The following is a 25,009-nucleotide window of genomic DNA, read 5'->3' on the forward strand; positions in this document are numbered from 1 at the left end:
AGGCGGCAGGGAGTTGCGCTGCCCAGGCACAGCCTGTGTCGGTTGCCTAGACCGCGTGATGATTGGCCAGCAATTCGTACGGGGCCCACTGCTGCAACGGGATGGGCAAGTGACAGGAGTCGCCGCGTCCGATCGGAAAGTACTGGAAGCCCCGTCGGGCCATGCGTTCGGTGTCGTACAGATTGCGCCCGTCGAACACCACGGGCGCTTTCAGACGTTGGTGGATCAAGTCGAAATCCGGTGCCTTGAATTGCTGCCACTCCGTGCACACGATCAACGCGTCAGCCCCTGACAGGACCGATTCCGGCGTCCCCATCAGCACCAGATTCGGCTGGTCGGCGTACAGCCGCTGGGTTTCCTGCATGGCTTCCGGATCGAACGCCCGCACGGTGGCCCCCGCCGCCCACAGGGCCTCCATCAGGACACGGCTGGGGGCATCGCGCATGTCGTCGGTGTTGGGCTTGAATGCCAGGCCCCACAGGGCGAAGGTCTTGCCCTTCAGCTCGCCCTGATAGAACGCGTTGATGCGGTCGAACAGCTTGTGCTTCTGCCGCTCGTTGATGTCTTCCACCACGTTCAGCAGGTCGTTGGAACAGCCCGCTTCGCGCGCGCTGTGGATCAACGCGCGGATGTCCTTGCCGAAGCATGAGCCGCCATAGCCACAGCCGGGATAGATGAAGTCATAGCCGATTCGCGAGTCGGCGCCGATGCCCAGCCGCACCGACTCCACGTCTGCGCCCAGGTGTTCGGCCAGTTCGGCGATCTGGTTGATGAAACTGATTTTGGTCGCCAGCATGCAATTGGCGGCGTATTTGGTCAGCTCGGCACTGCGCAGGTCCATGAACAGGATGCGGTCATGGTTGCGGTTGAACGGCGCGTAGAGTTCGCGCATGACCGCAAACACCTCCGGGTTGCCGCAGCCGATGACAATACGGTCAGGGCGGCGACAGTCCTTGACCGCCGAGCCTTCCTTGAGAAATTCGGGGTTGGAGACGACATCGAATTTCAGCAGCCGCGCCGACTGGCGCAAATGATGGTCGATATGACTGCGCAGCGCGTCCCCGCTGCCCACCGGCACGGTGGACTTTTCCACGACGATCACCGGCGCCACACGATGCCGTGCGATGGCTTCGCCTACGGCGAAGAACCCGCTGAGGTCCGCCGAGCCGTCCGGGCGTGACGGCGTACCCACGGCAATGAACAACACCTCGCCGTGCTCCACCGCCCATTGCTCCTGCGTGGTGAAGTGCAACCGGCCGGCCTCCAGATTCTCCCGTACCAGCGTCTCAAGGCCCGGTTCGTAGATCGTCACGTGGCCCTTGCTCAACCGCTCCACCTTGGCGGGGTCGATGTCCATGCACACCACGTCGTGGCCGACTTCCGCCAAGACCGTCGCCTGCACCAGGCCCACATAACCACTGCCGAATACACTGATTTTCATCGGGAACACTCCTTGGCGCTGTGACTCAGGTCACGCCGGAAATTGATCGTCACCACACCGAGGACGATCAGGGCCACACCCACCGTTCGCGGGACGGTGAGTGTCTCGTTGAAAAAGGGCAGAGTGGCCGCAAGCAGGTACACCAGCGCATAGCTGATGCTCAGCCACGCATACGCACGGCTCAGGGGCATGTCGCGCAGGGCGCCGAGCCAGCAGAGCATCGACAGGCCATAGGCGGTGATCGCCCCGGCGAGGACTGCCAGTGCGACTGGATCGACACGGCCAGCCTGCACGGCGTCCAGCCACTGGGTCGGGGAGGGAAGTCTGAGCATGCTCCAGCGCATCGCCAATTGCGCAGCACTGACCAACGCCACGCTGCTCGTTGCCAGCAGCAGGCCTTGCCGCAGGCTCATGCCTGACGCCCCAGCAGGGTCACGCCCAGCAGGATCAGCGCCACCCCCAGCCAGTGGCGAGCGTCGACGGGCTCATCGAAGGCGTAGCGCCCGATCAGGGTGATCAGTACGACGTTAAGCGCCAGCATGGGATAGGCCAGGCCGACGTCCAGGCGTTGCAACACCAGCAGCCACAGCGCCAGCCCCGCGCCCAGGCACGCCAGGCCGACCCAGAGCCAGAGGCAGCGCCACCCCCTGCGCACGCCAGGGAAACCAGTGCCCCAGCGCTCGACGGTCAGCTTCTGTGCCAGTTGGCCCAAGCAGGTCAACAGACTGGCGCAAAACAGCAGAACGAAGGTCATGACGGCGTCCTGTCAAAGATCAGAATCAACAGATTGCCTTCCCGATATTGCTGTCCGTCGGTGGGTAGCAAACTCAGCGCATGTTGTTGATCGGGGCCATCGCCACGCATGACTACACCGACCGAACCCTCCCGCCGGGCCTGGCGCATCCAGGCCTGCACCTGGGTCCAGTCCACTTCGCGGGGCGTGGCCTGCGGATAACTCAAGCCGTATTCCAGCTCGCCTCGGGTGTCGTAGAACACCACGTCCTGACGTTGCAGCCGCCAAGACAGCGCGGCGGCAACGCCCAGGTCATTGCTGAGCAGGTGCCGGGTGGCGGCCAACGGTTGCTGATATCGGGCGATGAACCGGTCTGGCGTCTTGTTGAACACGACGTCATGGGGCAGGGCCATGGGCAGCAGGGCCACCAGTAACCCTCCGCCCAGGGCGGGCAGGGCCCAGAAGCGCCTCGGCCTGAGCGCTTGCATTACGTTGCAGGCGACCCACAGCAACAGCAGCGTCACGGCCAAGGTCAGGTGCTGCGGCTCATGAAAGTAGAGCGGCTTTTTGATCTGCATGAATCCCAAGGCAGCCAGTGCAAGGCCACCCAGTGCCGCATTGAACAGGCCGTTGCAGCGTACCGACGCCATGGCCCCTGTGCGCAAACGGTCCACCAGCGCGCTGCCCATCAGCAGGGCCAAGGGCACGAGGCAGGGCAGAATGTAGGTGGGCAGTTTGCCCTTCGCGGCACTCAAAAAGATCAGCGGCACCCACAACCACAGCAGGAGGAAGCCGGTCGCGTCCAGTCGGCGCTGGTGCCACGCTTGACGCAACGTGGCGGGAAGCAGCACGGCCCAGGGCACGCAAGCGGCTATCAGCAACGGCAGATAAAACCACCAGGGTTGCGCATGTTGGGCGTCCTCGCCGGCGAAGCGGCGGATGTGCTCGTGCCAAAAGAAGAAGTGCCAGAAGTCCGGCTCGCGCACCTGCACCGTCAGCACCCAGGGCAAACTGATGAGCGTCGCCACCAGCACCGCGAGCGGGCCGAAGGTGAACAGCTCGCGCAAACGGCGCTGCCAGAGCATATAAGGCAGTGCGACGAGCACTGGCATGGCCAGGGCCAGGAAGCCTTTGGTCATGAAGCCCAAGGCGCAGGCGACACCCAGCAGCGCCCAGTACAGCAGCCTGATGTTCCCGGTCCGATGCACCGCGAGCCAGAAAGCCGCCAGCGACAGGCTGACCCACAAGGTGAACTGCGGATCGAGGTTGGCATAGCCAGCTTGACCGGCCACGAACATGAAGCTCAAGAACAGCAGCGCGCAGGCGAAGCGTTTTTGCGCGTCCTCCCACAGCTGGCTGGCAAGCAGGTAGACCAGCACGCCTGTCAGGCCCGTGGTCAGCGCCGAGGCGAAGCGCACCCCGAACAGATTCTCTCCAAAGATGGCCTGGGAGACTGCAATCAGCCAGTAACCGGCGGCGGGTTTCTCGAAATAACGCAACCCCATGAAATGGGGCGCGGCCCAGTTGCCACTGTGCAACATCTCTTGGGCGACCTGGGCGTACCGGGTTTCGTCGGGAATCCACAGGCCGTGAAAACCCAGTGGCAGCAGATAAGCAAGCCCGAACGCAACGGCGAGCATTCCGATCGACTGGGCACGGGTCATGGGTGCTGCACTCCCAACCAACCCTCACGCCCTGGCAGCGTGCCGCGTACCAGATGCCCGGTGGGCACACGCTCGAGGGTGTCGGGGAGCGAGTGGCCCAGAGGGCGGAACTGCACACCACGGTGCTTCGCCTGGCGAAGCAGATGACGAAACGCGTCGGCCATGACGATGCCTTCGACCTCCGCGTGCACGGTGTAGACGTTCAGTTTCGAGGGCTGGAACTGTCGCAGCAGGTAGTCGTTGAAGGCGGCAGCGTCCAGATGGGGCCCGATCACTTCATCGAACGTCGGCAGGTCCACCGGAATCTGCGGGGTGCCCGCCCGGCCGTCGGCCAGCAGCGGACGAAACACGCTGCGGCCCCGGCAGTCACTGTTGTAGCGAAACGCGAAGGCCTGTTTGGCCTGCACCACGTGCTCATCGGCACGCCAACCGGCGGCGGCCGAGCAGGTCACCGGTTGCCCGAGGATGTCGGCCAGGCAATCGACCCCTCGCTCGATCTGGCGGGTCAGTTGCGACACAGACCACTGCCCGGCATGGGCCTGCCAGCCGTGATGATCCCAAGCGTGCAGGCCGATTTCATGGCCGGCCTCCTGTGCGCGGCGCATCAGCGGCCCGAGGTCGCGGGCGATCGGTTTGCCTGGCCAGGCGGTCCCCGCCAGCAGAATGTCCCAGCCATACAGGCTGGCGGCGCGGGAGCGCAGCATTTTCCAGAAGAACCGCGGCCGCATAAGGCGCCACAGATGGCGCCCCATGTTGTCCGGCCCGACGCTGAAAAAGAACGTCGCCTTGACCTGGGCTTCGTCCAGCAGCTCCAACATCCGCGGCACGCCATCACGGGTGCCGCGGTAGGTGTCCACGTCAATGCGCAGGCCGGCGGGAATCACTGCGCGCACGCCTTTTCAGCCATGGCCTCACGCAGGAAGAAATCCAGGGTCTTGGCGATGGTTTCGCCCAATTCGATGCTCGGCTGCCAGTCGATCAGACGCCGGGCATTGTCGATGCTGGGCTTGCGGTGGCTGACGTCTTGATAGCCTTTGCCGTAGAACGACTGGCTCTCAACATCGCGGAAACCGGCGAAGGGTGGAAAGTGTCCGCGCAAGGGGTGCGCCTCGAACTGACGCAGCAACGCTTCGCCCAACTGACGAATGCTCGCTTCGTTGTCCGGGTTGCCAATGTTGATGATCTGGCCGTCGCAGCGGCCGTCGCGGTTCTCGATGATGCGCGCCAGGGCTTCGATGCCGTCGGCCACGTCGGTGAAGCAGCGCTTCTGCGCGCCACCGTCCACCAACCGAATGGGGGTGCCCTCGACCAAGTGCAGGATCAGTTGCGTAATCGCCCGGGAGCTGCCGATGCGCGCCGAGTCCAGACGGTCCAGGCGGGGCCCCATCCAGTTGAACGGACGAAACAGCGTGAAGGGCAGGCCTTTCTGGCCATAGGCCCAGATGACCCGGTCCAGCAGTTGCTTGGACACCGAGTAGATCCAGCGCTGTTTATTGATCGGCCCGACGACCAGATTCGAGGTGTCTTCATCGAAGCTCGGGTCCTGGCACATGCCATAGACTTCCGAGGTCGAGGGAAAGATCACGCGTTTGTTGTATTTGACGCAGTAGCGGACGATCTTCAGGTTTTCCTCGAAGTCGAGCTCGAACACCCGCAGCGGGTTACGGGTGTATTCGATTGGCGTCGCGATCGCCACCAGCGGCAGCACGACATCGCATTTCTTGATGTGGTACTCGATCCACTCGGTGTGGATGCTGATATCGCCTTCGATGAAGTGAAAATTCGGGTGGCTGCGCAGCCGGTCGATTGCATCGCAACCGATGTCCATGCCGTAGATTTCGTAACGGTCATCCTGCAACAGGCGCTCGGACAGGTGATTGCCGATGAAACCGTTGACGCCGAGGATCAACACGCGGGTGCGGCGCGTGGCCCGGCGCATGCCGGCGCCCGACAGGCGCGAGCCGTCGACCAGACCGAACTCGCGCGCCAGTTGCGGCCCGCTCAGGAACAGGCCCTGATCGCCACGCTGCCCCGCGCTGATCACCAGGGAATCTTCACCGCAGGCGATGCGCAGCGGCTCGCAACCGATCACTGTGCCGGGTGCCTGACCGCCGTTGCCCGCCTGCACCTTCGCCGCCCACACGATCAACTTGTGCTCACCCACTGCACAGAATGCCCCCGGATAGGGCTGCGTGACGGCACGCACCAGGTTGTACAGCGCCGAGGCCGGTCGCTGCCAATCGATCTGGCCATCAGCGGCGGTGCGCCGTCCGAAATACGAGGCTTTGGATTCGTCCTGCGCGGCGCCGGGCAACAGGTTTCTGGCCAGCAGCGGCAAGGTCTCCAATAGCAGGTCGGCGGCCGTGGTGCGCAGCTTGCCGTGCAGGCTCAGAGCGGTGTCGGTCGGGCTGATGGCGATGCGTTGTTGTGCCACGATGGCGCCGGCGTCGGCGCGTTTGACCATGCGGTGCAGGGTCACACCGGTTTCGGTTTCGCCGTTGACCAGCACCCAGTTGGCCGGTGCCCGGCCACGGTAGCGTGGCAGCAGCGAACCGTGCAGGTTGAAACCGCCCTGACGGGCGCAGGCCAGCAGCGGCTCGCCGAGCAGGTGCCGGTAGTAGAACGAGAAGATGAAATCCGGCGCCAGGCTGCCGATGCGCTCGACCCACAGCGGGTGATTGGGATCGTCCGGGGCGTGCACCGGTATCTCGTGGCGGGCGCACAGTTGCGCAACCGAGTCGAAGAAGGTGTTTTCCCTCGGGTCGTCGGCGTGGGTGAACACGGCCGCAACGTCATAACCCGCGTTCAGCAGGGCTTCGATGCCCACGCAACCGATATCGTGATAGGCGAAAACGACGGCTCTGAGGCTCATGGCGCAACCTTATTCAACACAGGGGTAGGGGAGTCGTCTTGGCTGACCGGCACGACGGACGCACTGCGCACGACCTTTTCGATGAAGTAACGGGGCCGAGCGCGCACGTCGCTGTACATGCGGCCCAGGTATTCGCCCAGCAGGCCCATGCCGATGAACTGGCCGCCGGTGAACACGAACAGCACAGCGAACAGCACGAAGGTGCCGTGCCCGGCCCAAGGGGCACCGAAGATCAGGCGCAGCACAATCAGCATCGTGGCGAATGCCAGGCCCAGAAACGCCATGCCGAAACCGATGACGCTCAACAGGCGCAGCGGCGTGGTGGTCATGCAGGTCACCAGGTCGAACATCAGGTTGATCAGCTTCATCGCGCTGTACTTCGATTCGCCGTGTTCGCGCTCGGCATGCCGGACCACCACTTCGGTGGTGTGGCGGGCGAAGCTGTTGGCCAGAATCGGAATGAAGGTGCTGCGCTCGCTGCAGGCCAGCATGGCGTCGACGATGGTGCGCCGGTAAGCGCGCAACATGCAGCCGTAGTCGGTCATGGCCACGCCGGTGGAGCGTTGCACCGCCAGGTTGATGAGTTTCGAGGGCCAGCGTCGCAGCGCAGAATCCTGACGGTCGCCGCGTACGGTGCCGATGACGTCATAACCCTCACGGGCAAGGCTGACCAGGCGCGGAATTTCCTCGGGCGGGTTCTGCAGATCCGCATCCAGGGTGATGACCAGATCGCCCGTGCACTGGCCGAAGCCGGCCATGATCGCGGCGTGCTGGCCATAATTGCGGTTGAGAATGACGGCGACCACCGGGCTGCCTGGCCTTTGACTGGCCTGCACCAGAAGTTCGGCGGATTGGTCGCGACTGCCGTCGTCCACCAGAATGATTTCCGCCGGGACGCTCAGTTGCCTGCAGGCGGCCTCGGTCCGTCGCAGCAGCTCGGGCAGGCTCTGCTGTTCGTTGTAGACGGGAATGACGATCGACACGCGTTCGATGGGGTAGGGCTTCATCGGCGGGCGCCACCTGCTGGGGCAAGAATCGTTTCGATGCTGCCGACGACGCGGTCGACATCGGCCTCGGTCATGTCCGGGAACAGCGGGATGGAGCACAGCCGAGCAGAATTCCATTCGGTGTCTGGCAGGCTGACGTCGGGAAAGCGTTGCCGGTAATAGCGGTGCAGGTGGGTGGCGATGAAATGAATGCCACTGCCGATGTTCTGCGCTTGCAGGGCCTTCATGAAGGTGTCGCGGTCCAGCCCGCAGCGTTGTGGATCGATGCGCAGGATGAACAGGTGCCAGGCGTGCCGATGGGGGTGGCTCGGCGTCGCGAGGGGCAGCGCAGGGCTGCCGGCCAGGCGGTCGAGGTAGCGGTGTGCAAGTGCTGTGCGCCGTTCATTGATGGCATCCAGGCGCTGCAGCTGGACCCGCGCCACCGCGGCATTCACGTCCGCCAGGTTGTATTTGAACCCCGGTTCGATCACCTCGGCCTGGGGCTTGCGGCCGTGGGTCATGCGGTCATAGGCATCGACACCCAGCCCATGGAATTTCAAGCGGCGCACCCGATCGGCAAGTTCTGCGTCGTCGGTGACCAGCATCGCACCCTCGGCGCAGGTCATGTTCTTGATCGCGTGGAAGGAGAAAATAGCGGTGCCTTCTGCCCCCACCGGCCTGCCCTTATAACGAGTGCCGGTGGCGTGGGCGGCGTCTTCGATCAGGGCGATCCGATGGCGACGGGCGAGTGCGTACAGCGGGTCCAGGTCCAGTGCGGCACCCGCGTAGTGCACCGGGACAATGGCTTTGGTTCGAGGGGTAATCGCCGCCTCGATGCGCGTCGCATCCACCATGAGCGTGTCGCGGTCCACGTCGACGAAAACGGGTGTGGCCCCCAGCAGGCAAATCATGTTGGCGGTGGACACCCAAGTCTGCGATGGGGTAATGACTTCGTCGCCCGGGCCGACACCCAGGGCGAGCAAGGTGATGTGCATCGCGCCGGTGGCAGACGACAGGGCAACCGCCTGCTCTGCGCCGCAGCGCTCGGCGAATTCTCTCTCCAGACGTTGGGCTTCGGGACCGGTGGTGATCCAGCCCGAGCGCAGCACGCGACTCGCCGCAGCCACTTCCTCGTCACCGATGTTCGGGCGGGAAAACGGCAGAAAGTCCTGATTCATATCCATCCCCTCGGGCACGCCGCCGATAAGCGGGCGCGCAGGCATCCGCGGTCGATCCTTACGCCAGGAAAGGGCCGCTGTTTATATTGAAAATGGCAACTAAGTTAATGTGCGAAGTGATCAAAAGTTTTTTAAAACTTCCTGCGTGAGGGCGCGTTTTCTAATAGGCCCCATGCGCAAGATAAAAGGATAAAGATGAAAATTCCGTTGACGCCTCGTGGGTTTTTTATTGAAGTCTTGAAACGCGACTGCCTCATCTAATGTTCTTTATCGTGAAACGCTACAGTCATCTTTCGCCCTTATGCTCAGGGGTCGCTATTGCCCGACGGCGCCGGCTCACAAAGGCTTTGGCCACCGAGGGTGAGCGTTCTCCGGGGCGCGTATGCCCGCATCGCCATGAATGGGAATCCCTGAACTTGAATGAAAGCGTACGCCGGTCAAGCTGAACGCAAACTGAAAACCTTTCCGAAATCTTCGGGCATGGGTAGGGCGTCGAGTCAAGTAGTGAATCAACTAAGCCGTGCCTGTTCAGCACGAACAAGTCCGTTATTAAAAGTTGTGACCCCGCTGAAGAGAGTGCGTAGCGTCGTGGGACACGTGAGCGCTCTGTCCAGGGTCTGGATCAAAGCTTTTCAGCCTTACACGTCAGTCCTTCGTGGAATAAACCCCTGCATTTATTTCGCTTGTCGGCCGGCCGGATTCATTGCTTGATACCGCCATCCTCATCGTTAACAGGGCCCGAACATGGCTTTTCCTGCGGTCAGTCATTCCATTTCCTTCGTTCATCCCGTCAGCCTGACCCACGGCAAAAATGCAGAGGTCTGGGATGACGAGGGCAAGCGGTACATCGATTTCGTCGGCGGCATTGGCGTCTTGAACCTGGGGCATTGCCATCCGGCGATCGTCAGCGCCATCTGCGAACAGGCACAACGCATGACCCACTATGCGTTCAACGCCGCGCCCCACGTGCCCTACCAACGATTCATCGAACGCCTAGCCGCATTCATCCCGGTTAATTACCCGGTGAGCGGCATGCTGACCAATAGCGGTGCCGAGGCGGCGGAGAACGCCTTGAAGATCGTGCGAGGTCACACCGGCAAGTCCGCAGTGATTGCGTTCGACGGCGCCTTTCATGGGCGGACGCTGGCCACCTTGAACCTCAACGGTAAGGTGGCGCCGTATAAGCAGAAGGTCGGCCTGCTGCCTGGGCCCGTTTATCACCTGCCGTACCCCAGCGTGGACAGCGGGGTCTCGGTGGCGGAGGCGGTCAAGGCCATGGATCGCCTGTTCAGTGTGGAAATCGACATTGACGAGGTGGCGTGCTTCATCATCGAGCCTGTGCAGGGCGAGGGTGGCTTCCTCGCGCTGGACCCCGAGTTCGCTCGCGTGCTGCGCGCACTGTGCGATGAAAAAGGCATCGTGCTGATCGTCGACGAAATCCAATCCGGGTTCGGACGCACCGGGGACCGCTTCGCCTTCAGCCGCCTGGGCCTCGAACCGGACCTTTTGTTGCTCGGTAAAAGCATCGCAGGGGGCGTGCCACTGGGCGCGGTGGTGGGACGCAAGGCGTTGATGGATACGCTGCCCAAGGGCGGGCTTGGCGGGACCTATTCGGGCAACCCCATCGCCTGCGCGGCCGGGCTGGCGACCCTCGACCAAATGAGCGACGAGCGCCTGGCCACCTGGGGTGAGGCCTATTCCACAGCAGTGGTGCAGCGCTACGAGCGCTGGAAAAGTCAGAACTTGACGCCCTGTCTGGGGCGCTTGACCGGCGTGGGCGCGATGCGCGGCATTGAGCTGTGCACCGCTGACGGGAAACCGGGCACTGCGCAAATGGCCCAACTGCTGGAGAGCGCCCGCGAGCGGGGTCTGCTATTGATGCCCAGCGGTAAGTCCCGGCACATCGTCCGATTGCTGGCACCGCTGACCATCGAGCCGCAGGTCATGGAGGAAGGATTGGACATTCTCGAGGCTTGCCTGGGCGAATTGACGTAAAGCGCAAACCGTCCTCAGCGCTTGCTGCTGAAAGGCGCTGAGCCGACCGCGAGCAGGGTGGGCAGATCATCGCTCACTCCTGCACGGATCGCGTGACATCCGTTCGACGCCATCCGCGCTGGCCATGGCGTCCCCTCTGAAGCGGTTTCCCAGCGCACACTTGTTGTGCGAGTTCGTTCGCGGCTGGTCCGTTAAGTAGCAGCCCACCGAGCCGGTTTGGCTCAACCCTTCGGTCCATTGCTCCCAACATCAGTCACTTAGCTCGACAGGGTGAGACTGGCATCGCTTTTGCTTTGATGTATCCGTGGATAATTGGATACAAAAATTCAAAGGTAACGCCATGCGTCTCGTCTCTGGATACACCCCGTCTGCACCCGCGACCGCCGAAGAAGAGGCGTACGCGTTTCTGCTCGATGCCATTTGCAAGGGCACCTACCGGATGGGGGAGCGCCTGATTGCCGAAGACATCGCCACCGAGATCGGGATGAGCCGCATGCCAGTGCGCGAGGCATTCCGGCGCCTCGCGGCGGAAGGGTTGGTGACGCTGCGCCCCAATCGGGGCGCGGTCGTCAGTGGCCTGAACATCGAGGAGATGCGAGAGGTCTTCGAGATGCGCAGCGCCTTGGAAGGGCTGGCGATTCGTGTCGCGGTGCCGAACGTTACCGAGCGGCACTGGGTTCACCTGGAGCGCCTGCTGGATGACATGGACGATTACCGCCACGACAGCTCGGAGTGGGTCAGTCGGCACCGTGCATTCCATGAGTTCCTCTGCAGCCTGAGTGGGCGGTCGCGCTTGATGCGTCAGATATCGGCGCTCTACACCGTCATCGAGCCGCACATGCGCGTCTGGCTCGAACACGGCGAGAAGCCGCTCAGTGCGCGGGATGAGCACGCAGTGATCCTTGACGCCGTGCGGGCCGGTGATCCAGAGCAGGCCGAACGCGTCCTGAAGGATCACATCGAGGGCACTGTCCCCAGCCTCATCGCTTTTCTCGAGCAACAGGCCAGACCCTCACCCTGAAAACCAAACCAGAGCGGCCCCCATCCGCCCCGCAACCCGTACCCCTGTGACGTTCAGAACTGCCCTTACTTTCTTACCGAAACCGGAGCTTTCGTCATGCATAAAATCGCCGCGCTGGCTGCGCTTGTGTCCTTGAGCCTGTGCACACCGCTCGTATCCGCTGCTGTGGCCGTGCCAGACCGTCTGCAGAAGGTCGACAAGCTCACATATTGTTCGGGCATGGATTCGCCGCCGCTGGTGTCCTTCGATGCCGCGCAGAAACCGGTGGGCCTGACCATCGACTTGGGCCTCGAAATCGCCAAGCGGCTGGGTGGCAAAAAGGTCGAGTGGCGAGTGATTCCTTTTTCCGGTCTGGTGCCTGCGCTTCTCGCGCAGCAGTGCGACATGATCGTCGACCAACTGTTCGACAAGCCTGAGCGCCGGGAAGTGATCAACATCGTCAACTACATGTACTCCAGCCAGTCGGTGGTCGTGCCCAAAGGCAACCCGAAAGGCATCACGTCACTCGACGATCTGTCCGGGAACAAAGTGGCGGTGCTCAATGGCTCGACCATCAAGTCGCTGCTCGATGCCCAGAATGAATCCCTGACCAAAGCCGGCAAGCCGCCGTTGAAACTGGTGGTCTACAACACCGATACGGACGCTTTCCAGGCGTTGCGCATTCATCAAGTCGACGCCTACGGCACGACCGTCGAAACGGCGGGCTATTACGCGGCGATGGCGCCTGACCTGTTCCAGGAAGGCGTGCCTGCGTTCAGCCGCATATTGACCGGGTTGGGCATTCGCAAGGACGACCCGCAATTGACGACCGCCGTGCAGCAGGTCCTCAACGACATGCGCAGCGATGGCAGCTACAGCCAGTTGCTCGCCAAATGGCACGTCGAAAGCGACAAACTCGACTGATTCACGGCGGAACGGAAAAGACCGATGAATTTCAATTGGGAAGTGTTCTGGCAGTACCTGTCGCAGCCCAGCGGCGTGTACCTGACCGGCTTGTGGCTGACCTGCCTGATCAGCGTGCTGGCGATGCTGATCGGGTGCGCACTGGGGTTGATCGCAGCGTTGATGCGGCTCTCGAAAAATCCATTGTTGAACCTGCCCGTGCGCTTTTACATCTGGCTGATGCGGGGCACGCCGTTGCTGGTGCAGATCGTGTTTCTCTACACCGCGCTGGCGGCGGGCGGGATCTTCCGCTTCGAGGACATTGACCTGGGTTGGGTGGTCGTGCCGGGCAATATCCAGGCGGCGATCATCGCCCTAGGCCTCAATGAAGGGGCGTACATGGCCGAGATCATCCGCGCCGGCATCGGCGCCGTGGACAAAGGCCAGTACGAAGCCGGTCGGTCACTGGGCATGACCTTCGGCAAGCTGATGCGCCGCATCGTACTGCCCCAGGCGTTCCGGGTGATCGTCCCGCCCTTGGGCAACGAATTCAATGTGATGTTGAAAAACACCACGCTGGTCAGCGTAATCGGCGTGCAGGAATTGCTGTTGAGCACACAGATTATTACGTCGGCCACGTTCCGTGTGTTCGAGCTGTACCTGGTGGTCGCGATCTATTTCCTGATGCTCACCACCGTGTGGGGCTTTTTCCAGCGCTGGCTGGAACAGCGGTTCGGCCAGTCGGATCGTCAGCCGCCGGCAGCCAGGCGCCTGTTCGGACGCAGCGCGATGAAACTGCTGAGGGGGCGTTGAAATGGCGAATCAGAACGACGAGTGGATCATCGAGGCGCTGGACGTGCACAAGTCCTTCGGTGATCTGCAGATTCTCAAAGGCGTTTCGCTGCACGTGCGGCGAGGCGAAGTGGTGGTCCTGATCGGCGCGTCCGGCTCGGGCAAGACCACGTTCATCCGCTGCATCAACCTGCTGGAGGACATCCAGTCCGGGCGCATCCGGGTCAACGGTCAGCTCATGGGTTACCGTGAGCGGGCCGACGGCCGTCTGGTCCGGGATTCGGAGCGCAACATCGCCCGCCAGCGGCGAGACATCGGTATGGTGTTCCAGCGTTTCAATCTCTTTGCTCACATGACCGCGCTGGAAAACATCATCGAGGCACCGATTCACGTGTTGGGCATGACCAGGGAAGCCGCCCTCGACGAGGGGCGCGCGCTGTTGGCCAGGGTCGGGCTGGCCGACAAGGCCGGGCACTATCCGTCCATGCTTTCCGGCGGGCAGCAACAGCGCGTGGCGATTGCCCGTGCCCTGGCGATGAAACCCAAGGCCATGCTCTTCGATGAGCCCACCAGTGCCCTTGACCCGGAAACCGTCGGCGACGTATTGCAGGTGATGAAAGCCCTCGCTGAAGACGGCATGACCATGGTCGTCGTGACCCATGAAATGGGCTTCGCCCGCGAGGTGGCCGACCGGGTGGTGGTGCTGGATCAGGGTGAACTGATCGAGCAGGGGCCGCCCGAGCAGATATTCAGTCGCCCTCGGCACCCGCGTACCCAGGCGTTTCTGAGCCGCGTTCTCTAACGTTCACAAGGAAAACCGTCATGCGTTCATTCTGCTGTGTCGCTGCTTTGTGTACCGCTGTCTTCCTGCCCGTCGCCCAGGCCGCCGAGGGGGTGATGAAAATGTACAACTGGTCCGATTACATCGGGCCGGACACCTTGAAAAATTTCCAGCAGGAGACCGGCATCAAGGTCGAATACGACATTTTCGACACCAATGAAATGCTCGAAGCCAAGATGCTGTCCGGGCATTCGGGTTACGACTTGGTGGTGCCTTCGAGCCAATTCCTGTCCAAGCAGATTCGCGCCGGCGCTTATCAGCCCTTGCAACGTTCGCTGTTGACCCACTGGAACCACCTGGACCCGCGTTTGCTGCAGCGCCTCGAAGCAGCCGATCCGGGCAACCGTTATGCCGTGCCCTACCTGTGGGGCACGGTTGGCATCGGCTATAACGAAGCGAAAGTGCGCGCGGTGCTCGGCAAGGATGCCGTGCTCGACTCCTGGTCGATGGTCCTCGACCCCGCCAATCTGGCCAAGCTCAAGTCCTGCGGCGTGGCTTTTCTCGATGCCCCGGTGAAAATCATTCCCCAGACCTTGCAGTACTTGGGGCTGGACCCCAACAGCACGCGGCCGGAGGACTACAAGAAAGCCTCGGCACTGCTGATGAAGCTGCGCCCATCGGTGACCTACTTCAATTCCTCCAAATACACGGCCGACCTGGCCAACGGCGACATTTGTGTGGCGGTGGGGTATTCCGGGGACGTGATGCAGGCCCAGAGCCGTGCGCACGAGGCCGGTAAGAACATCGACATTCGCTACCTGATGCCCAAGGAAGGAGTGAACCTGTGGTTCGACATGCTGGCCATTCCCAAGGACGCCACCAATGTCGCCAATGCCCACGCGTTCATCGACTACCTATTACGGCCAGAGGTGATTGCCAGCGTCAGCGATTACGTGGGCTACGCCAACCCGAACAAGGACGCGACGCCCCTGATGGACAGTAAAGTCAGCGGTAATCCCAGCATTTACCCCAGTGACGAGGTCATCGACCACGCCTTCGTTTCTGCGGATCTGCCGGACACCATTCAGCGGTTGATCACCCGCGAATGGAACCGCATCAAGTCCGGCCAATGATTGACGTTTTCGAAGAGTCTTGCGCATGTTGAATTTTTCAGCCCATGAATACCCGTATCCCTCCCGTCGCCAGAGCGTTTTCGCACGCCGCGGGATGGTGGCGGCGTCCCAACCGCTTGCGGCGCAGGCCGGCATCGAAACGATGCAAAAAGGTGGCAATGCCATCGATGCGGCCATTGCCACTGCCGCCGCCCTGACCGTGGTCGAACCCACCGGGTGCGGCATTGGCGGCGACGCGTTCGCGCTGGTCTGGTGCAAGGGCCAGTTGCATGGCCTGAACGCCAATGGTCATGCGCCGGCAGCACTCAATATCGACGCCGTCAAGGCGTCGGGTCATGAGCAGATGCCATTGTACGGCTGGACGCCGGTGACAGTCCCCGGATGCCCTTCGGCCTGGGCCGAGCTGTCACGGCGCTTCGGCGCGCTGCCCTTCGCTGAGCTGCTGCAACCGGCGATCGCGCTGGCGCGGGACGGTTTCCCGGTGTCGCCGGTGGTCGCCCATCAGTGGCAGATCGCGCTGGACGAATTCAGCGCCCACCGCAGCCCGGCGCTGCAAAGCTGGTTCGACACCTTTCTCCTGGATGGACGGGCGCCGAAGGCGGGCGAACTGTTCGCCAACCCGGCTCAGGCGCGAACCCTCCAGGAACTGGCCCGCACCGAATGCGAAAGCCTCTATCGGGGCGAACTGGCGCAGCGGATCGACGCGCATGCTCGAGCGACGGGGGGCTACCTGCGCGCCGAGGACCTGGCCAGTTATCACCCTCAATGGGTGGACCCGATCAGCATCAACTACCGGGGGTACGATGTCTGGGAAATTCCGCCCAGCGGCCAGGGCCTGGTGGCCTTGATGACGCTGAAAATTCTGGAGGGGTTCGAATTCGATCATCGCGACAGCCAACTCACCTGGCACCGTCAGTTGGAAGCGATGAAGCTGGCGTACAGTGACGGCCTGCATCACATCACCGACCCTCTGCACATGCGCGTGGCGGTGGCCGATCTGTTGAGCGACCGCTACACCGAGCGGCGTCGGGCCTTGATCGGCGAGCAGGCACAAGCCCCGAACCCGGGCGACCCGCATGCCAGTGGCACCGTCTACCTGGCCACCGCCGACGCCGAAGGCAACATGGTGTCGTTCATCCAAAGCAACTACCACGGCTTCGGCTCTGGCGTGGTCCTGCCGGACAGCGGCGTCGCGTTACAGAACCGCGGGCAGGAATTCAGCCTCGATCCCGGCCACGTCAACTGCCTGGTGCCGGGCAAGAAAACCTTCCACACGATCATCCCCGGCTTCCTGAGCAAGGATGGCCAACCCGTCGGGCCTTTTGGGGTGATGGGCGGTTATATGCAGCCTCAAGGGCATGTGCAGATGGTGATGAACCTCGTGGACTTCGGCCTCAACCCGCAAGCGGCGCTGGACGCGCCCCGCTGGCAGTGGCTGGGCGCGAAGAAGGTCGGGATCGAGCAGGGCGCTTCTGCGGACCTGGCCGCAGCGTTGGCCCGCCGAGGACACGACATCAGCATCGCCTACGACTCCACGGACTACGGCCGTGGACAGATCATCGTGCGAGACCCGATGACGGGTGTTCTGTGCGGGGGCACCGAGCCGAGGGCGGACTCGAGCATCGCGGCCTGGTGATCCGTCAGCAGCGGAATTATTTTTCCGAAATGGCCTGTAATACAATACGATGGCTTCAGCGGGGCTGAATCATGAGGATCGGCCCCTTGATCGATTGAAGGGTGGCCGTGCGCGCCCTTCAGCCTCATCGCATCCACAGGTCTTCGGGAATACAGCATGAAAGTACTACGCCAAGCGTCTTCTTTGCGGCATCAAGTGCAGGATGCACTGCGCAACGAAATCATCTCGGGCCGTTTCAAGCCCGGCGATCGTCTGGTGGAGCAGCAGTTGTACACCGCGCTGGATGTCAGCCGCACCTCATTGCGCGAAGCCTTGCGGCAATTGGAGGCCGAGGGGCTGGTCGAGCAAGTGCCCCACCGAGGCGCCTACGTCGCTTCGGTCGACGCCAAGGATGCCGTGCAGATCTACGATGTGCGCGGCGCCCTGGAGGTGCTGGCGGTGCGCAATTTCGTCCGTCATGCCACCGATGAAGACGTGGGTGAATTGGTGGAAGTCTTCGACGAATTCGAGCAGCAGTCCCATACCCGCTGCGTCGACGGCACAGCGTTGCTGGACATCAAGCGCCGTTTCTACCATGTGCTGCTGGATATCGAGCAAAGCCGGGTGGTCGGCGGCATGCTGGAACAATTGAACAATCGGGTGAGCCTGTTGCGCGCATTGTCGCTGGGCAGGGAAGGCCGGATGCCGCACACCTTGGCAGAGCTCAAGGAAATCGTGCGCAACATCGAACGTCGAGATGAAGAGGGCGCCTGCGCCGCGGCCTTGCTCCATGTGGCGAATGCTTCGAAAAACGTGCTGGCGCTGCTGGCGGAGAACGGCGGGCATTCGGGAGAATGAGCCCGCTGTTTTCACCTCCTTGCCGGGCGCGCTGTCAGCCGCAAGTCTTCTGCTGAACCTGCCCGCGCCGAGCGTGGGCAGGGTCGTCCGCTACCACGGGCAAGCACTGCCCATCAGCGCAATGCCGAATACGCGGTCGGGGTCAGGAACTGGGTTTCTATCCGCTCGACGATGATAGCCTGCGCCTCGCTCTGCGCGCGTTTGGCAATCCATTCTGCGTCGCTTTGAAACGCATTCCACTTGGCTTCCCGTTCCGCCAGGCTTTCCCATTGCAGCAGGTAGGTCAACGACTGGTTGGTCGCGCCGGTCAGGTTGGTCCAGAAGCCGATCTGCCGGATCCCGTATTTCTCGAAAAAGCCCAAGGTCGTGCCGGTAAAGCGGTCATGCAACGCGGGCAGTCGGCCGGGTGCACAGTGGTAAATCCTGAGTTCGACGATCATGCATTCAACTCCTCGTGAAGTGCTGCGGGTAGAAAACTGTAAATTAGCCTATTGACCGATTGTATGACAGTCCTATAATTTTGTCTCATTGCTGGCGATGGTCCCGCAGCGTTAGCAGGCATCGCCTCGACCCGATTGACAAGAACACAAAAATCAAAGGGCACGAACATGACGCAACCTCAACGGATCGGCTTCATCGGATTGGGCATGATGGGCACACCGATGACCGCTCGCTTGGCCGCTGCTGGCTTCCAACTGTTTCTCGCCGACGCTGATGCCAAGCGCCTGGCTGAGGTGCAGGCTACGCTCAATGCCAGCGCCTTGACCCCGGAAAATGCGTCGGACCTCGACGTGCTGATCACCATGCTGCCCAACTCGGACATTGTCGAGCGTGTGCTGCTGGGCGAGGGAGGCTGGGCCCGCCTGCTGTCGCGCCACGCGGTGGTCATCGACATGAGCTCATCGGAGCCCGCCCGTTCGCGCGAGCTGGGCCAAACCCTTGAGACCCTTGACCTCCATTATCTGGATGCACCGGTGTCAGGGGGCGTGAAACGTGCCGTCGACGGCAGCCTGGCCATCCTGGTCGGCGGCGAACCTGACGTGCTGCAGCGCTGTCGCCGGCTGCTCGAGGCAATGGGCAAGAACATTCTGTCCATTGGCGGGGCAGGTTCGGGCCACGCCGCCAAGGCGTTGAACAATTTCGTATCGGCAGCCGGGCTGATGGCCACGGTCGAAGCCCTGCATGTCGCCAAACGGTTCGGCATCGATCCCGATGTCATGGTGGACGTGCTCAATGCCTCCAGCGGGGGCAGCAACACCTCCCTGAACAAGGCCAGGCAATTCATGCTCAGTGGCACCTTTGGCTCCGGGTTCTCCATGCAACTGATGAACAAGGACCTCAAGATCGCCAAAGGACTGTCCGACGCCTTGGATTACCCGCTGATCTTCGGCCGGAGCGCGATCAAGGTCTGGAACGATGTCGCGCAACAGGCGACCCCGGCCACCGATCACACCGAGATGTACCGCATGCTGGCCAATGAAGGCGAGTGAAGGGAGCCGAGCCATGTCACACACTGCTTCTTTTTACATCGACGGACGATGGGTCGAACCGGTGGCACCCAGTTGGTTCGACGTGATCGATCCGGCCAGTGAACGTGTGGTCGAGCGGCTGGCATTGGGTAACGCCACGGATGTCGATCGTGCCGTTGCCGCCGCCCGTGCGGCCCTTCCAGCCTATTCCCAGACGCCGGTTGCAGAACGTGTCGCGTTGCTCAGGCGCATCGTGTCCATCTACCAACGGCGGCAGGAAGAATTTGCCCAGGCCATGCGCCTGGAGATGGGCGCGCCGATCACCTTTTCTCGCCAGTTCCAGGTTCCCCGGGGTTGGCTGCACCTCAACGCATTGATCGAGGTGCTGGAGCGGTTCGCCTTCGAGGAAACGCGCGGCACCACCCTGATTCGCCACGAGCCTGTCGGCGTGTGCGGGCTGATTACGCCCTGGAACTGGCCGATCAATCAGATCGTGGTAAAAGTCGGCCCCGCCTTGGCGGCTGGCTGCACCATGGTGCTCAAGCCCAGCGAATATTCACCTTTGAGCAGCCTGCTGTTCGCGGAGGTGCTGGACGAAGCAGGTGTACCGCCCGGCGTCTTCAATCTGGTCAACGGCGACGGACCGGGCGTGGGGGCGGCGCTGTCGGCGCATCCGGACATCGACATGCTGTCATTCACCGGCTCGACCCGGGCCGGGGTGCTGGTCGCGAAATCCGCTGCGGATACGGTCAAACGCGTCGCTCAGGAATTGGGCGGCAAGTCCGCCAACATTCTCCTGGATGACGTCGACCTGCAGGACGCCGTGACGCGCGGGGTGGCGGCGTGTTTCACCAACAGCGGCCAGTCCTGCTCGATTCCGACCCGCATGCTGGTGCCCCGGACGCTGATGCACGACGCCGCACATATCGCCAAAGTCGCCGCCGAGGGCTACCGCGTCGGCGCCACGACCGATGAGACCACTCAACTCGGCCCGCTGGTCAATCGCGCCCAGTTCCGTCGCGTGCAGGCGCTCATCCAGAACGGCATCGATGAAGGCGCGCGACTGGTCACCGGGGGCACTGGCCTGCCCGACGGCATTGATCGTGGCTATTACACCAAGCCGACGGTGTTCACGGACGTCACTCCTGGCATGACCATCGCGCAGGAGGAAATCTTCGGCCCGGTGCTGTCGATGATCCCTTATGACACCGAGGCGCAAGCCATTGCGATCGCTAACGGCACTCACTATGGGTTGGCCGCGTACGTGCAGTCGGCCGATCACCAGCGGGCCCGCGACGTGGGCCGACGACTGCAGGCCGGCACCGTGCACCTGAATTACCCGCCAGCGGATTTTGCGGCGCCCTTCGGTGGGGTCAAGCGCTCCGGCAACGGTCGGGAATGGGGCGAATACGGGTTGCGCGAATACCTGGAGGTGAAGTCAATGGTGGGTTACGGCGCTTGACGCGTATTCCGTCGAGCACACTGCAGTCCAAAAAAATTTGACGATTTTATCTGTATGACAATCTGTCGATAGTACGGAATAGGGTGGAATGACGATGGAAGATAACGAGCGTTTCAATCAGGGCTTCAACAACCGCAAGGAAGTGCTGGGTGACCGGCATGTGGAAAAGTCCTGGGCGGCGGCGGACGACTTCAACCGCCCGATGCAGAAGCTGGTCACCGAATACTGCTGGGGCGAAATCTGGGGCGACCCGACGCTGCCCTTCAAGACCCGCAGCATGATCAACATCGCCATGCTCACCGCCATGAGTCAGCACCATGAATTGAGCGTTCATGTGCGCGGTGCCTTGCGCAACGGGGTGACCCAGGACGAGATTCGCGCCGTGTTGATGCAGGCCGCGGTGTATTGCGGCGCGCCGCTGGGCCTGGCGGCGTTCCGAGTCGCATCGGAGGCCATCAAGGCCTATGAGGCCGAAATCGGAAGCAGCTGACCCTTCGCGCGGCTTCAGGGCCGTGGTTCGACCCCGAACATGCGTTCAACAATAACTACAAGGAAACGTCATGAGCACATACGCCCCGGCCACTGCGGTGGCTGAAACCGAGCAGTCGATCGAAAAGAAAAGAAGGAATGCCATCAAAGGGGCGTTCTTTTCCGAATACATCGACATGTTCGACATCTACCTACCGGTGGTGGTGTTGTCACCGGTCCTGTTTTACTTCCAGCCCGCCCAGCTCTCGCCCGGCATGGCCGCGATACTCGCGTCGCTGGTGTTCATCACCACGCTGCTGGGACGCCCGATCGGCGCCTTGTTGTTCGGGATGATCGCCGACAAAACCGGACGACGCATGGCGTCGATCTATTCGGTGTCCGGTTTTGGCGTGGTCACCCTGCTGATTGCGCTCTTGCCTGGCTACGAGACCATCGGCATCGCGTCTTACTGGGCGTTGGTGTTATTGCGTTTCGTCGACGGCATTTTTCTCGGCGGTGGCTACACCGGTGCCATGCCGCTGGCCATCGAGTACTCGAAGAAACACCAGCGGGGCTTCGTGGGCGGTTTGATCATCGCCGGCTTTCCATTGGCCTACGTCAGTATCAACCTGGTGGCGATGCTGATGTTCATGCTGTTCCCGCTGGACGGCTCTGGCTCGCCGTACGTGCAGTGGGGCTGGCGGATTCCGTTCGTCATCGGCGCGCTGTTGGCGGGGGTGCTGGCGCTGTATTACGTCTATGCGGTTTCCGAATCGGAAATCTGGGAAAGCGAAACCGGCAACAAGCCTCGGGAAAAATTGCCGCTGACCGATCTGGTCAAGGGCAAGAGCGGGCGCAATCTGCTGCAAGTGCTGTTGATGATGACCGGCTTCTGGTTGACCCAGAACATCATCACCATCTTCCTGCCCACCGGCCTGCTGGTGAATACCCTGCACCTGTCCGGGTTGCAGGTGACCGGGACGTTGCTGCTGGCCTATTCGATTCTGTTCTTCAGCTACATCGCTTCAGGGATCCTTGGGCAAAAGATGGGACGGCGACGGTTTTTCATCACCCTGGGGCCGATCATCGCCACCGTGGGGGCAGGGATCATGTACGTCCTGGCCAACGTACCCGGCTTGTCACTGCCAGCGATCATGGCGCTGGTCTGCGTGTTGTCAGTCCTGGTGACCGCTCCCTGGGGCGTGATCGTGACCTACATCAACGAGCGGTTCGTGACCGACGTGCGCGCCACGGGCTTCGGCGTCGGCTTCAGCCTGTCGGTAATCATTCCTTCTTTCTACGCCTTCTATATGGCCTGGCTGGGCCAGTTCATCCCGTTCACCGTGACGCCCGCCGTGCTGCTGGTGATTGGCGGGGTGATCGCGACCATCGGCGCCTACATGGGGCCAGAAACCAAAGACGTTGATTTCTAATCCACGAGGAGAGCTGTCGTGAAGAGCAAAACCGTGGGTTTCATTGGGCTGGGCAACATGGGCGGGCGCATGACGCGCTGCCTGGTGAACGCCGGGCTGCCTGTGCTGGGTTTCGACACTGACCCCCTGCGCGCCAAGGCCGCAGGGGCCCAGGTGGCTGCGTCGATGGCCGATGTGATGGCCGAGGCGAATGTGGTGCTGCTGTCACTACCGGACAGCAAGGTGGTGGAAGCGGTGGTCGAGGGCGCCGACGGCTTGCTGGCGCATTGTCGTGAAGGTCAGATTGTCGTGGATCTGAGCACGGCGGCGGCCAGTTCGACGATTCGCCTGCACGGTCTATTTGCCGAGCGCGGCGTGCAGTACGTCGATGCCGGGATTTCCGGGGGCGCTGCGGCGGCGGAAAAGGGTGCGTTGACCCTGATGGTCGGCGGCGACGCAGCCACGGTCGAGGCACTGGCCTGGGTGTTCGAACCCATCGCCAGCAAGGTGTTTCTGATGGGCGACAGCGGCGCCGGGCATACCACCAAACTGCTCAACAACTTTCTCAATGCCGTCAGCCTCGCAGCCACGGCGGAGGTGATGGTCGCAGGCAAGAAGGCCGGCCTGGACCTGCATCGGCTGCTCGACGTGCTCAACAACAGCAGCGGGGTGAACTTCGCCACGCTCAACCGCTTTCCGCACATCGTCGACGGCAACTACCTGGAAGGCGGCCTGACCGGCAAGTTGATGAGCAAGGACGTGGTGCTCTATCTGGACCGCGTTCGCGAGTTGGGGGTGGCGTCGCTCAATGCGTCCGGGCCGCTGGCCAGTTTCGGGCTGCAGACGGCATTGGGTTATGGCGACCTGATCAGCAATCGCGTGGTAGATGCCATCGGTGACATGTCCGGTGGCGTGCGGCTTTACGCATCAAAAGAAGGAGACAAAGCATGAAGGTGTTTCACGGCAGCGTCGAAGGCGCGATTTCCGAGCAGCGTGGCGCCACGTTCACCGGCGTGGTCTGGGCCGATCCGGTGATGCCGACCACCGATGGCGTGACCATCAACAATGTGTCGTTCAACCCCGGTGCGCGCACCCATTGGCATTACCACGAACAGGGCCAGGTGCTCTACGTCACGGCGGGCAGCGGCTGGATTTGTCTGGAAGGCAACGACCCGCAACCGATCCGCCAGGGTGACACGGTGTGGATCGGCCCCCATGAGCGGCACTGGCACGGCGCCAACACGAAAAATTTCATGGTCCACACCGCGACGTCCATCGGCAACACCGTGTGGCAAGAGGCGGTGGCCGATTCCGACTACCTGCGCAGCGCGGAGTGAGCCGGCTCATGGCGCGATGCGGAGCCCGCCAGGCGTCCAAGTGTGGCGGGGCCCTCGGTGGTCCGCGTCGGGTCGGTTACCCCCGATAAAAGAGAACGATCATGACCTTGAATGAACAACAGGAAAGCGCCAAGGCGGCCTTCGAACGCAGCCAAGGCACCTGGAATGCCGGGTGGGACAGCCTCCTGCGTCTGGACCCTGCCTTCGTGGCAGCCTATGCCGACTTTGCCGGTGTGCCCTGGCAGAACAATCACTTGTCGGGGAAGGTGAAAGCCTTCATTGCCCTCGCGGCAGACGCTGCGGCGACGCACCTGTATCGGCCGGGCATGCAAGAGCATCTCGCGATGGCCATTCGTCACGGTGCGACGCGGGAAGAATTGGTTGAAGTAATCGAGTTGATCAGCACCGTCGGCATCCATGCCTCCAACGTTGGGGTTCCGGTCTTGCTGGAGGTGCTCGAGGAGGAAGGCATGCGCGAGGGGCCTGTGCCTTTGGATGCGCGCCGCGAAGCGCTGAAGGCCCGCTTCATCGACAACCGCGGCTACTGGCATTCGTCCTGGGAAGGGCTGCTGGAGCTGGACCCGGAACTGTTCGAGGCCTACGTGTCGTTCTCCTCGGTGCCGTGGCGTACCGGCGTTCTCGAGCCCGTGGTGAAGGAGTTTATGTATTGCGCCTTCGATGCCGCCGCCACGCATCTGTATGTACCGGGGCTCAAGTTGCACATGCGCAACGCGCTGCGTTATGGCGCCACGGCGGCCCAACTCATGGAACTGCTGGAAATCGTCAGCCTGATCGGCATCCACGGCGCACTGGAAGCGGCGCCATTGCTGGAACAGGCCTTGGAACGCAGCGCCGCCCCGCAGTGATCCGCTGCACACATCGCCACGGCGCGCCATTTAGGCGAGTACGC

General features: G+C 62.3%; 24 protein-coding genes. 15 read left to right on the forward strand and 9 right to left on the reverse strand.

Going from position 1 to position 25,009, the window contains the following annotated elements:
• Positions 1-46 precede the first annotated feature (46 nt).
• From N5D61_RS01375 to arnB, 8 genes are read right to left on the reverse strand one after another with little or no spacing between them, the layout of a single operon-like run.
• Entirely contained in the window at positions 47-1,441 is a 1,395-nt protein-coding gene (locus N5D61_RS01375) for a UDP-glucose/GDP-mannose dehydrogenase family protein (RefSeq protein ID WP_279890265.1), read from the reverse strand.
• Positions 1,438-1,854 (reverse strand): 4-amino-4-deoxy-L-arabinose-phosphoundecaprenol flippase subunit ArnF, encoded by a 417-nt coding sequence (gene arnF, locus N5D61_RS01380; protein WP_279890266.1) that lies wholly within the window; start codon positions 1,852-1,854, stop codon positions 1,438-1,440. The genes N5D61_RS01375 and arnF overlap by 4 nt, the downstream gene beginning before the upstream one ends.
• Positions 1,851-2,195 (reverse strand): 4-amino-4-deoxy-L-arabinose-phosphoundecaprenol flippase subunit ArnE, encoded by a 345-nt coding sequence (arnE, locus tag N5D61_RS01385; RefSeq protein ID WP_279890268.1) that lies wholly within the window; start codon positions 2,193-2,195, stop codon positions 1,851-1,853. Before arnE ends, arnF begins: the two co-directional genes overlap by 4 nt.
• Positions 2,192-3,838 carry a lipid IV(A) 4-amino-4-deoxy-L-arabinosyltransferase gene (arnT, locus tag N5D61_RS01390; RefSeq protein ID WP_279890270.1) on the reverse strand — a complete coding sequence of 549 codons (1,647 nt, stop codon included), beginning with the start codon at positions 3,836-3,838 and terminating at the stop codon, positions 2,192-2,194. The genes arnE and arnT overlap by 4 nt, the downstream gene beginning before the upstream one ends.
• Positions 3,835-4,722, reverse strand: coding sequence for a 4-deoxy-4-formamido-L-arabinose-phosphoundecaprenol deformylase (gene arnD / locus N5D61_RS01395; RefSeq protein WP_279890529.1), 888 nt, complete (start codon positions 4,720-4,722; stop codon positions 3,835-3,837). The genes arnT and arnD overlap by 4 nt, the downstream gene beginning before the upstream one ends.
• On the reverse strand, positions 4,719-6,710 hold the full coding sequence (gene arnA / locus N5D61_RS01400; protein ID WP_279890272.1) for a bifunctional UDP-4-amino-4-deoxy-L-arabinose formyltransferase/UDP-glucuronic acid oxidase ArnA: 1,992 nt from the start codon (positions 6,708-6,710) through the stop codon (positions 4,719-4,721). Before arnA ends, arnD begins: the two co-directional genes overlap by 4 nt.
• Complete coding sequence (gene arnC / locus N5D61_RS01405; protein ID WP_108236446.1) at positions 6,707-7,717, reverse strand: undecaprenyl-phosphate 4-deoxy-4-formamido-L-arabinose transferase; 1,011 nt, start codon at positions 7,715-7,717, stop codon at positions 6,707-6,709. The genes arnA and arnC overlap by 4 nt, the downstream gene beginning before the upstream one ends.
• Complete coding sequence (gene arnB, locus N5D61_RS01410) at positions 7,714-8,874, reverse strand: UDP-4-amino-4-deoxy-L-arabinose aminotransferase (protein WP_279890531.1); 1,161 nt, start codon at positions 8,872-8,874, stop codon at positions 7,714-7,716. Before arnB ends, arnC begins: the two co-directional genes overlap by 4 nt.
• 744 nt (positions 8,875-9,618) lie before the next feature.
• Between arnB and N5D61_RS01415 the strand changes: the two genes are divergently transcribed.
• From N5D61_RS01415 to N5D61_RS01450, 8 genes are all read left to right on the forward strand, one after another.
• Positions 9,619-10,869: an aspartate aminotransferase family protein gene (locus N5D61_RS01415; protein WP_279890275.1), complete on the forward strand. Its 1,251-nt coding sequence runs from the start codon at positions 9,619-9,621 to the stop codon at positions 10,867-10,869.
• Positions 10,870-11,209: 340 nt separating this feature from the next.
• Positions 11,210-11,890 (forward strand): GntR family transcriptional regulator, encoded by a 681-nt coding sequence (locus N5D61_RS01420; protein ID WP_108236448.1) that lies wholly within the window; start codon positions 11,210-11,212, stop codon positions 11,888-11,890.
• Positions 11,891-11,986: 96 nt separating this feature from the next.
• The gene (locus N5D61_RS01425) at positions 11,987-12,793 is read left to right on the forward strand and encodes an ABC transporter substrate-binding protein (RefSeq protein ID WP_108236449.1); all 807 of its coding nucleotides are present in this window, start codon (positions 11,987-11,989) and stop codon (positions 12,791-12,793) included.
• A 24-nt stretch (positions 12,794-12,817) separates the two neighbouring features.
• Complete coding sequence (locus N5D61_RS01430; RefSeq protein WP_108236450.1) at positions 12,818-13,585, forward strand: amino acid ABC transporter permease; 768 nt, start codon at positions 12,818-12,820, stop codon at positions 13,583-13,585.
• Position 13,586: 1 nt separating this feature from the next.
• A complete protein-coding gene (locus tag N5D61_RS01435; protein WP_108236451.1) occupies positions 13,587-14,366 on the forward strand; it encodes an amino acid ABC transporter ATP-binding protein in 780 nt (259 codons plus the stop codon).
• Between the two features lie 20 nt (positions 14,367-14,386).
• On the forward strand, positions 14,387-15,478 hold the full coding sequence (locus N5D61_RS01440; RefSeq protein ID WP_108236452.1) for a polyamine ABC transporter substrate-binding protein: 1,092 nt from the start codon (positions 14,387-14,389) through the stop codon (positions 15,476-15,478).
• Positions 15,479-15,503: 25 nt separating this feature from the next.
• The gene (locus tag N5D61_RS01445; protein WP_279890280.1) at positions 15,504-17,114 is read left to right on the forward strand and encodes a gamma-glutamyltransferase family protein; all 1,611 of its coding nucleotides are present in this window, start codon (positions 15,504-15,506) and stop codon (positions 17,112-17,114) included.
• Positions 17,115-17,270: 156 nt separating this feature from the next.
• Positions 17,271-17,951, forward strand: a complete 681-nt coding sequence (locus N5D61_RS01450) for a GntR family transcriptional regulator (protein WP_108236454.1) — start codon at positions 17,271-17,273, stop codon at positions 17,949-17,951.
• Positions 17,952-18,064: 113 nt separating this feature from the next.
• Here N5D61_RS01450 and N5D61_RS01455 read toward each other — a convergent pair whose 3' ends face one another.
• Positions 18,065-18,391 (reverse strand): NIPSNAP family protein, encoded by a 327-nt coding sequence (locus N5D61_RS01455; protein ID WP_108236455.1) that lies wholly within the window; start codon positions 18,389-18,391, stop codon positions 18,065-18,067.
• Positions 18,392-18,559: 168 nt separating this feature from the next.
• Here N5D61_RS01455 and N5D61_RS01460 point away from each other — a divergent pair, with 168 nt between their 5' ends.
• The 7 genes from N5D61_RS01460 (at position 18,560) to N5D61_RS01490 (ending at position 24,965) form a co-directional block, all read left to right on the forward strand.
• Positions 18,560-19,441 carry an NAD(P)-dependent oxidoreductase gene (locus N5D61_RS01460; RefSeq protein WP_279890281.1) on the forward strand — a complete coding sequence of 294 codons (882 nt, stop codon included), beginning with the start codon at positions 18,560-18,562 and terminating at the stop codon, positions 19,439-19,441.
• Between the two features lie 13 nt (positions 19,442-19,454).
• A complete protein-coding gene (locus N5D61_RS01465; protein ID WP_108236457.1) occupies positions 19,455-20,882 on the forward strand; it encodes an aldehyde dehydrogenase family protein in 1,428 nt (475 codons plus the stop codon).
• 94 nt (positions 20,883-20,976) lie between these two features.
• Positions 20,977-21,372: a carboxymuconolactone decarboxylase family protein gene (locus N5D61_RS01470; RefSeq protein WP_108236752.1), complete on the forward strand. Its 396-nt coding sequence runs from the start codon at positions 20,977-20,979 to the stop codon at positions 21,370-21,372.
• A 70-nt stretch (positions 21,373-21,442) separates the two neighbouring features.
• Complete coding sequence (locus tag N5D61_RS01475; protein WP_108236458.1) at positions 21,443-22,783, forward strand: MFS transporter; 1,341 nt, start codon at positions 21,443-21,445, stop codon at positions 22,781-22,783.
• Between the two features lie 18 nt (positions 22,784-22,801).
• Positions 22,802-23,713, forward strand: coding sequence for an NAD(P)-dependent oxidoreductase (locus tag N5D61_RS01480; protein ID WP_108236459.1), 912 nt, complete (start codon positions 22,802-22,804; stop codon positions 23,711-23,713).
• A complete protein-coding gene (locus N5D61_RS01485; RefSeq protein WP_108236460.1) occupies positions 23,710-24,099 on the forward strand; it encodes a cupin domain-containing protein in 390 nt (129 codons plus the stop codon). Before N5D61_RS01480 ends, N5D61_RS01485 begins: the two co-directional genes overlap by 4 nt.
• A 101-nt stretch (positions 24,100-24,200) precedes the next feature.
• A complete protein-coding gene (locus tag N5D61_RS01490) occupies positions 24,201-24,965 on the forward strand; it encodes a carboxymuconolactone decarboxylase family protein (protein WP_108236461.1) in 765 nt (254 codons plus the stop codon).
• The last annotated feature ends 44 nt before the right edge of the window (positions 24,966-25,009 follow it).

The sequence above is a fragment of the Pseudomonas sp. GD03842 genome, assembly GCF_029841165.1.
Taxonomy (GTDB): Bacteria; Pseudomonadota; Gammaproteobacteria; order Pseudomonadales; family Pseudomonadaceae; genus Aquipseudomonas.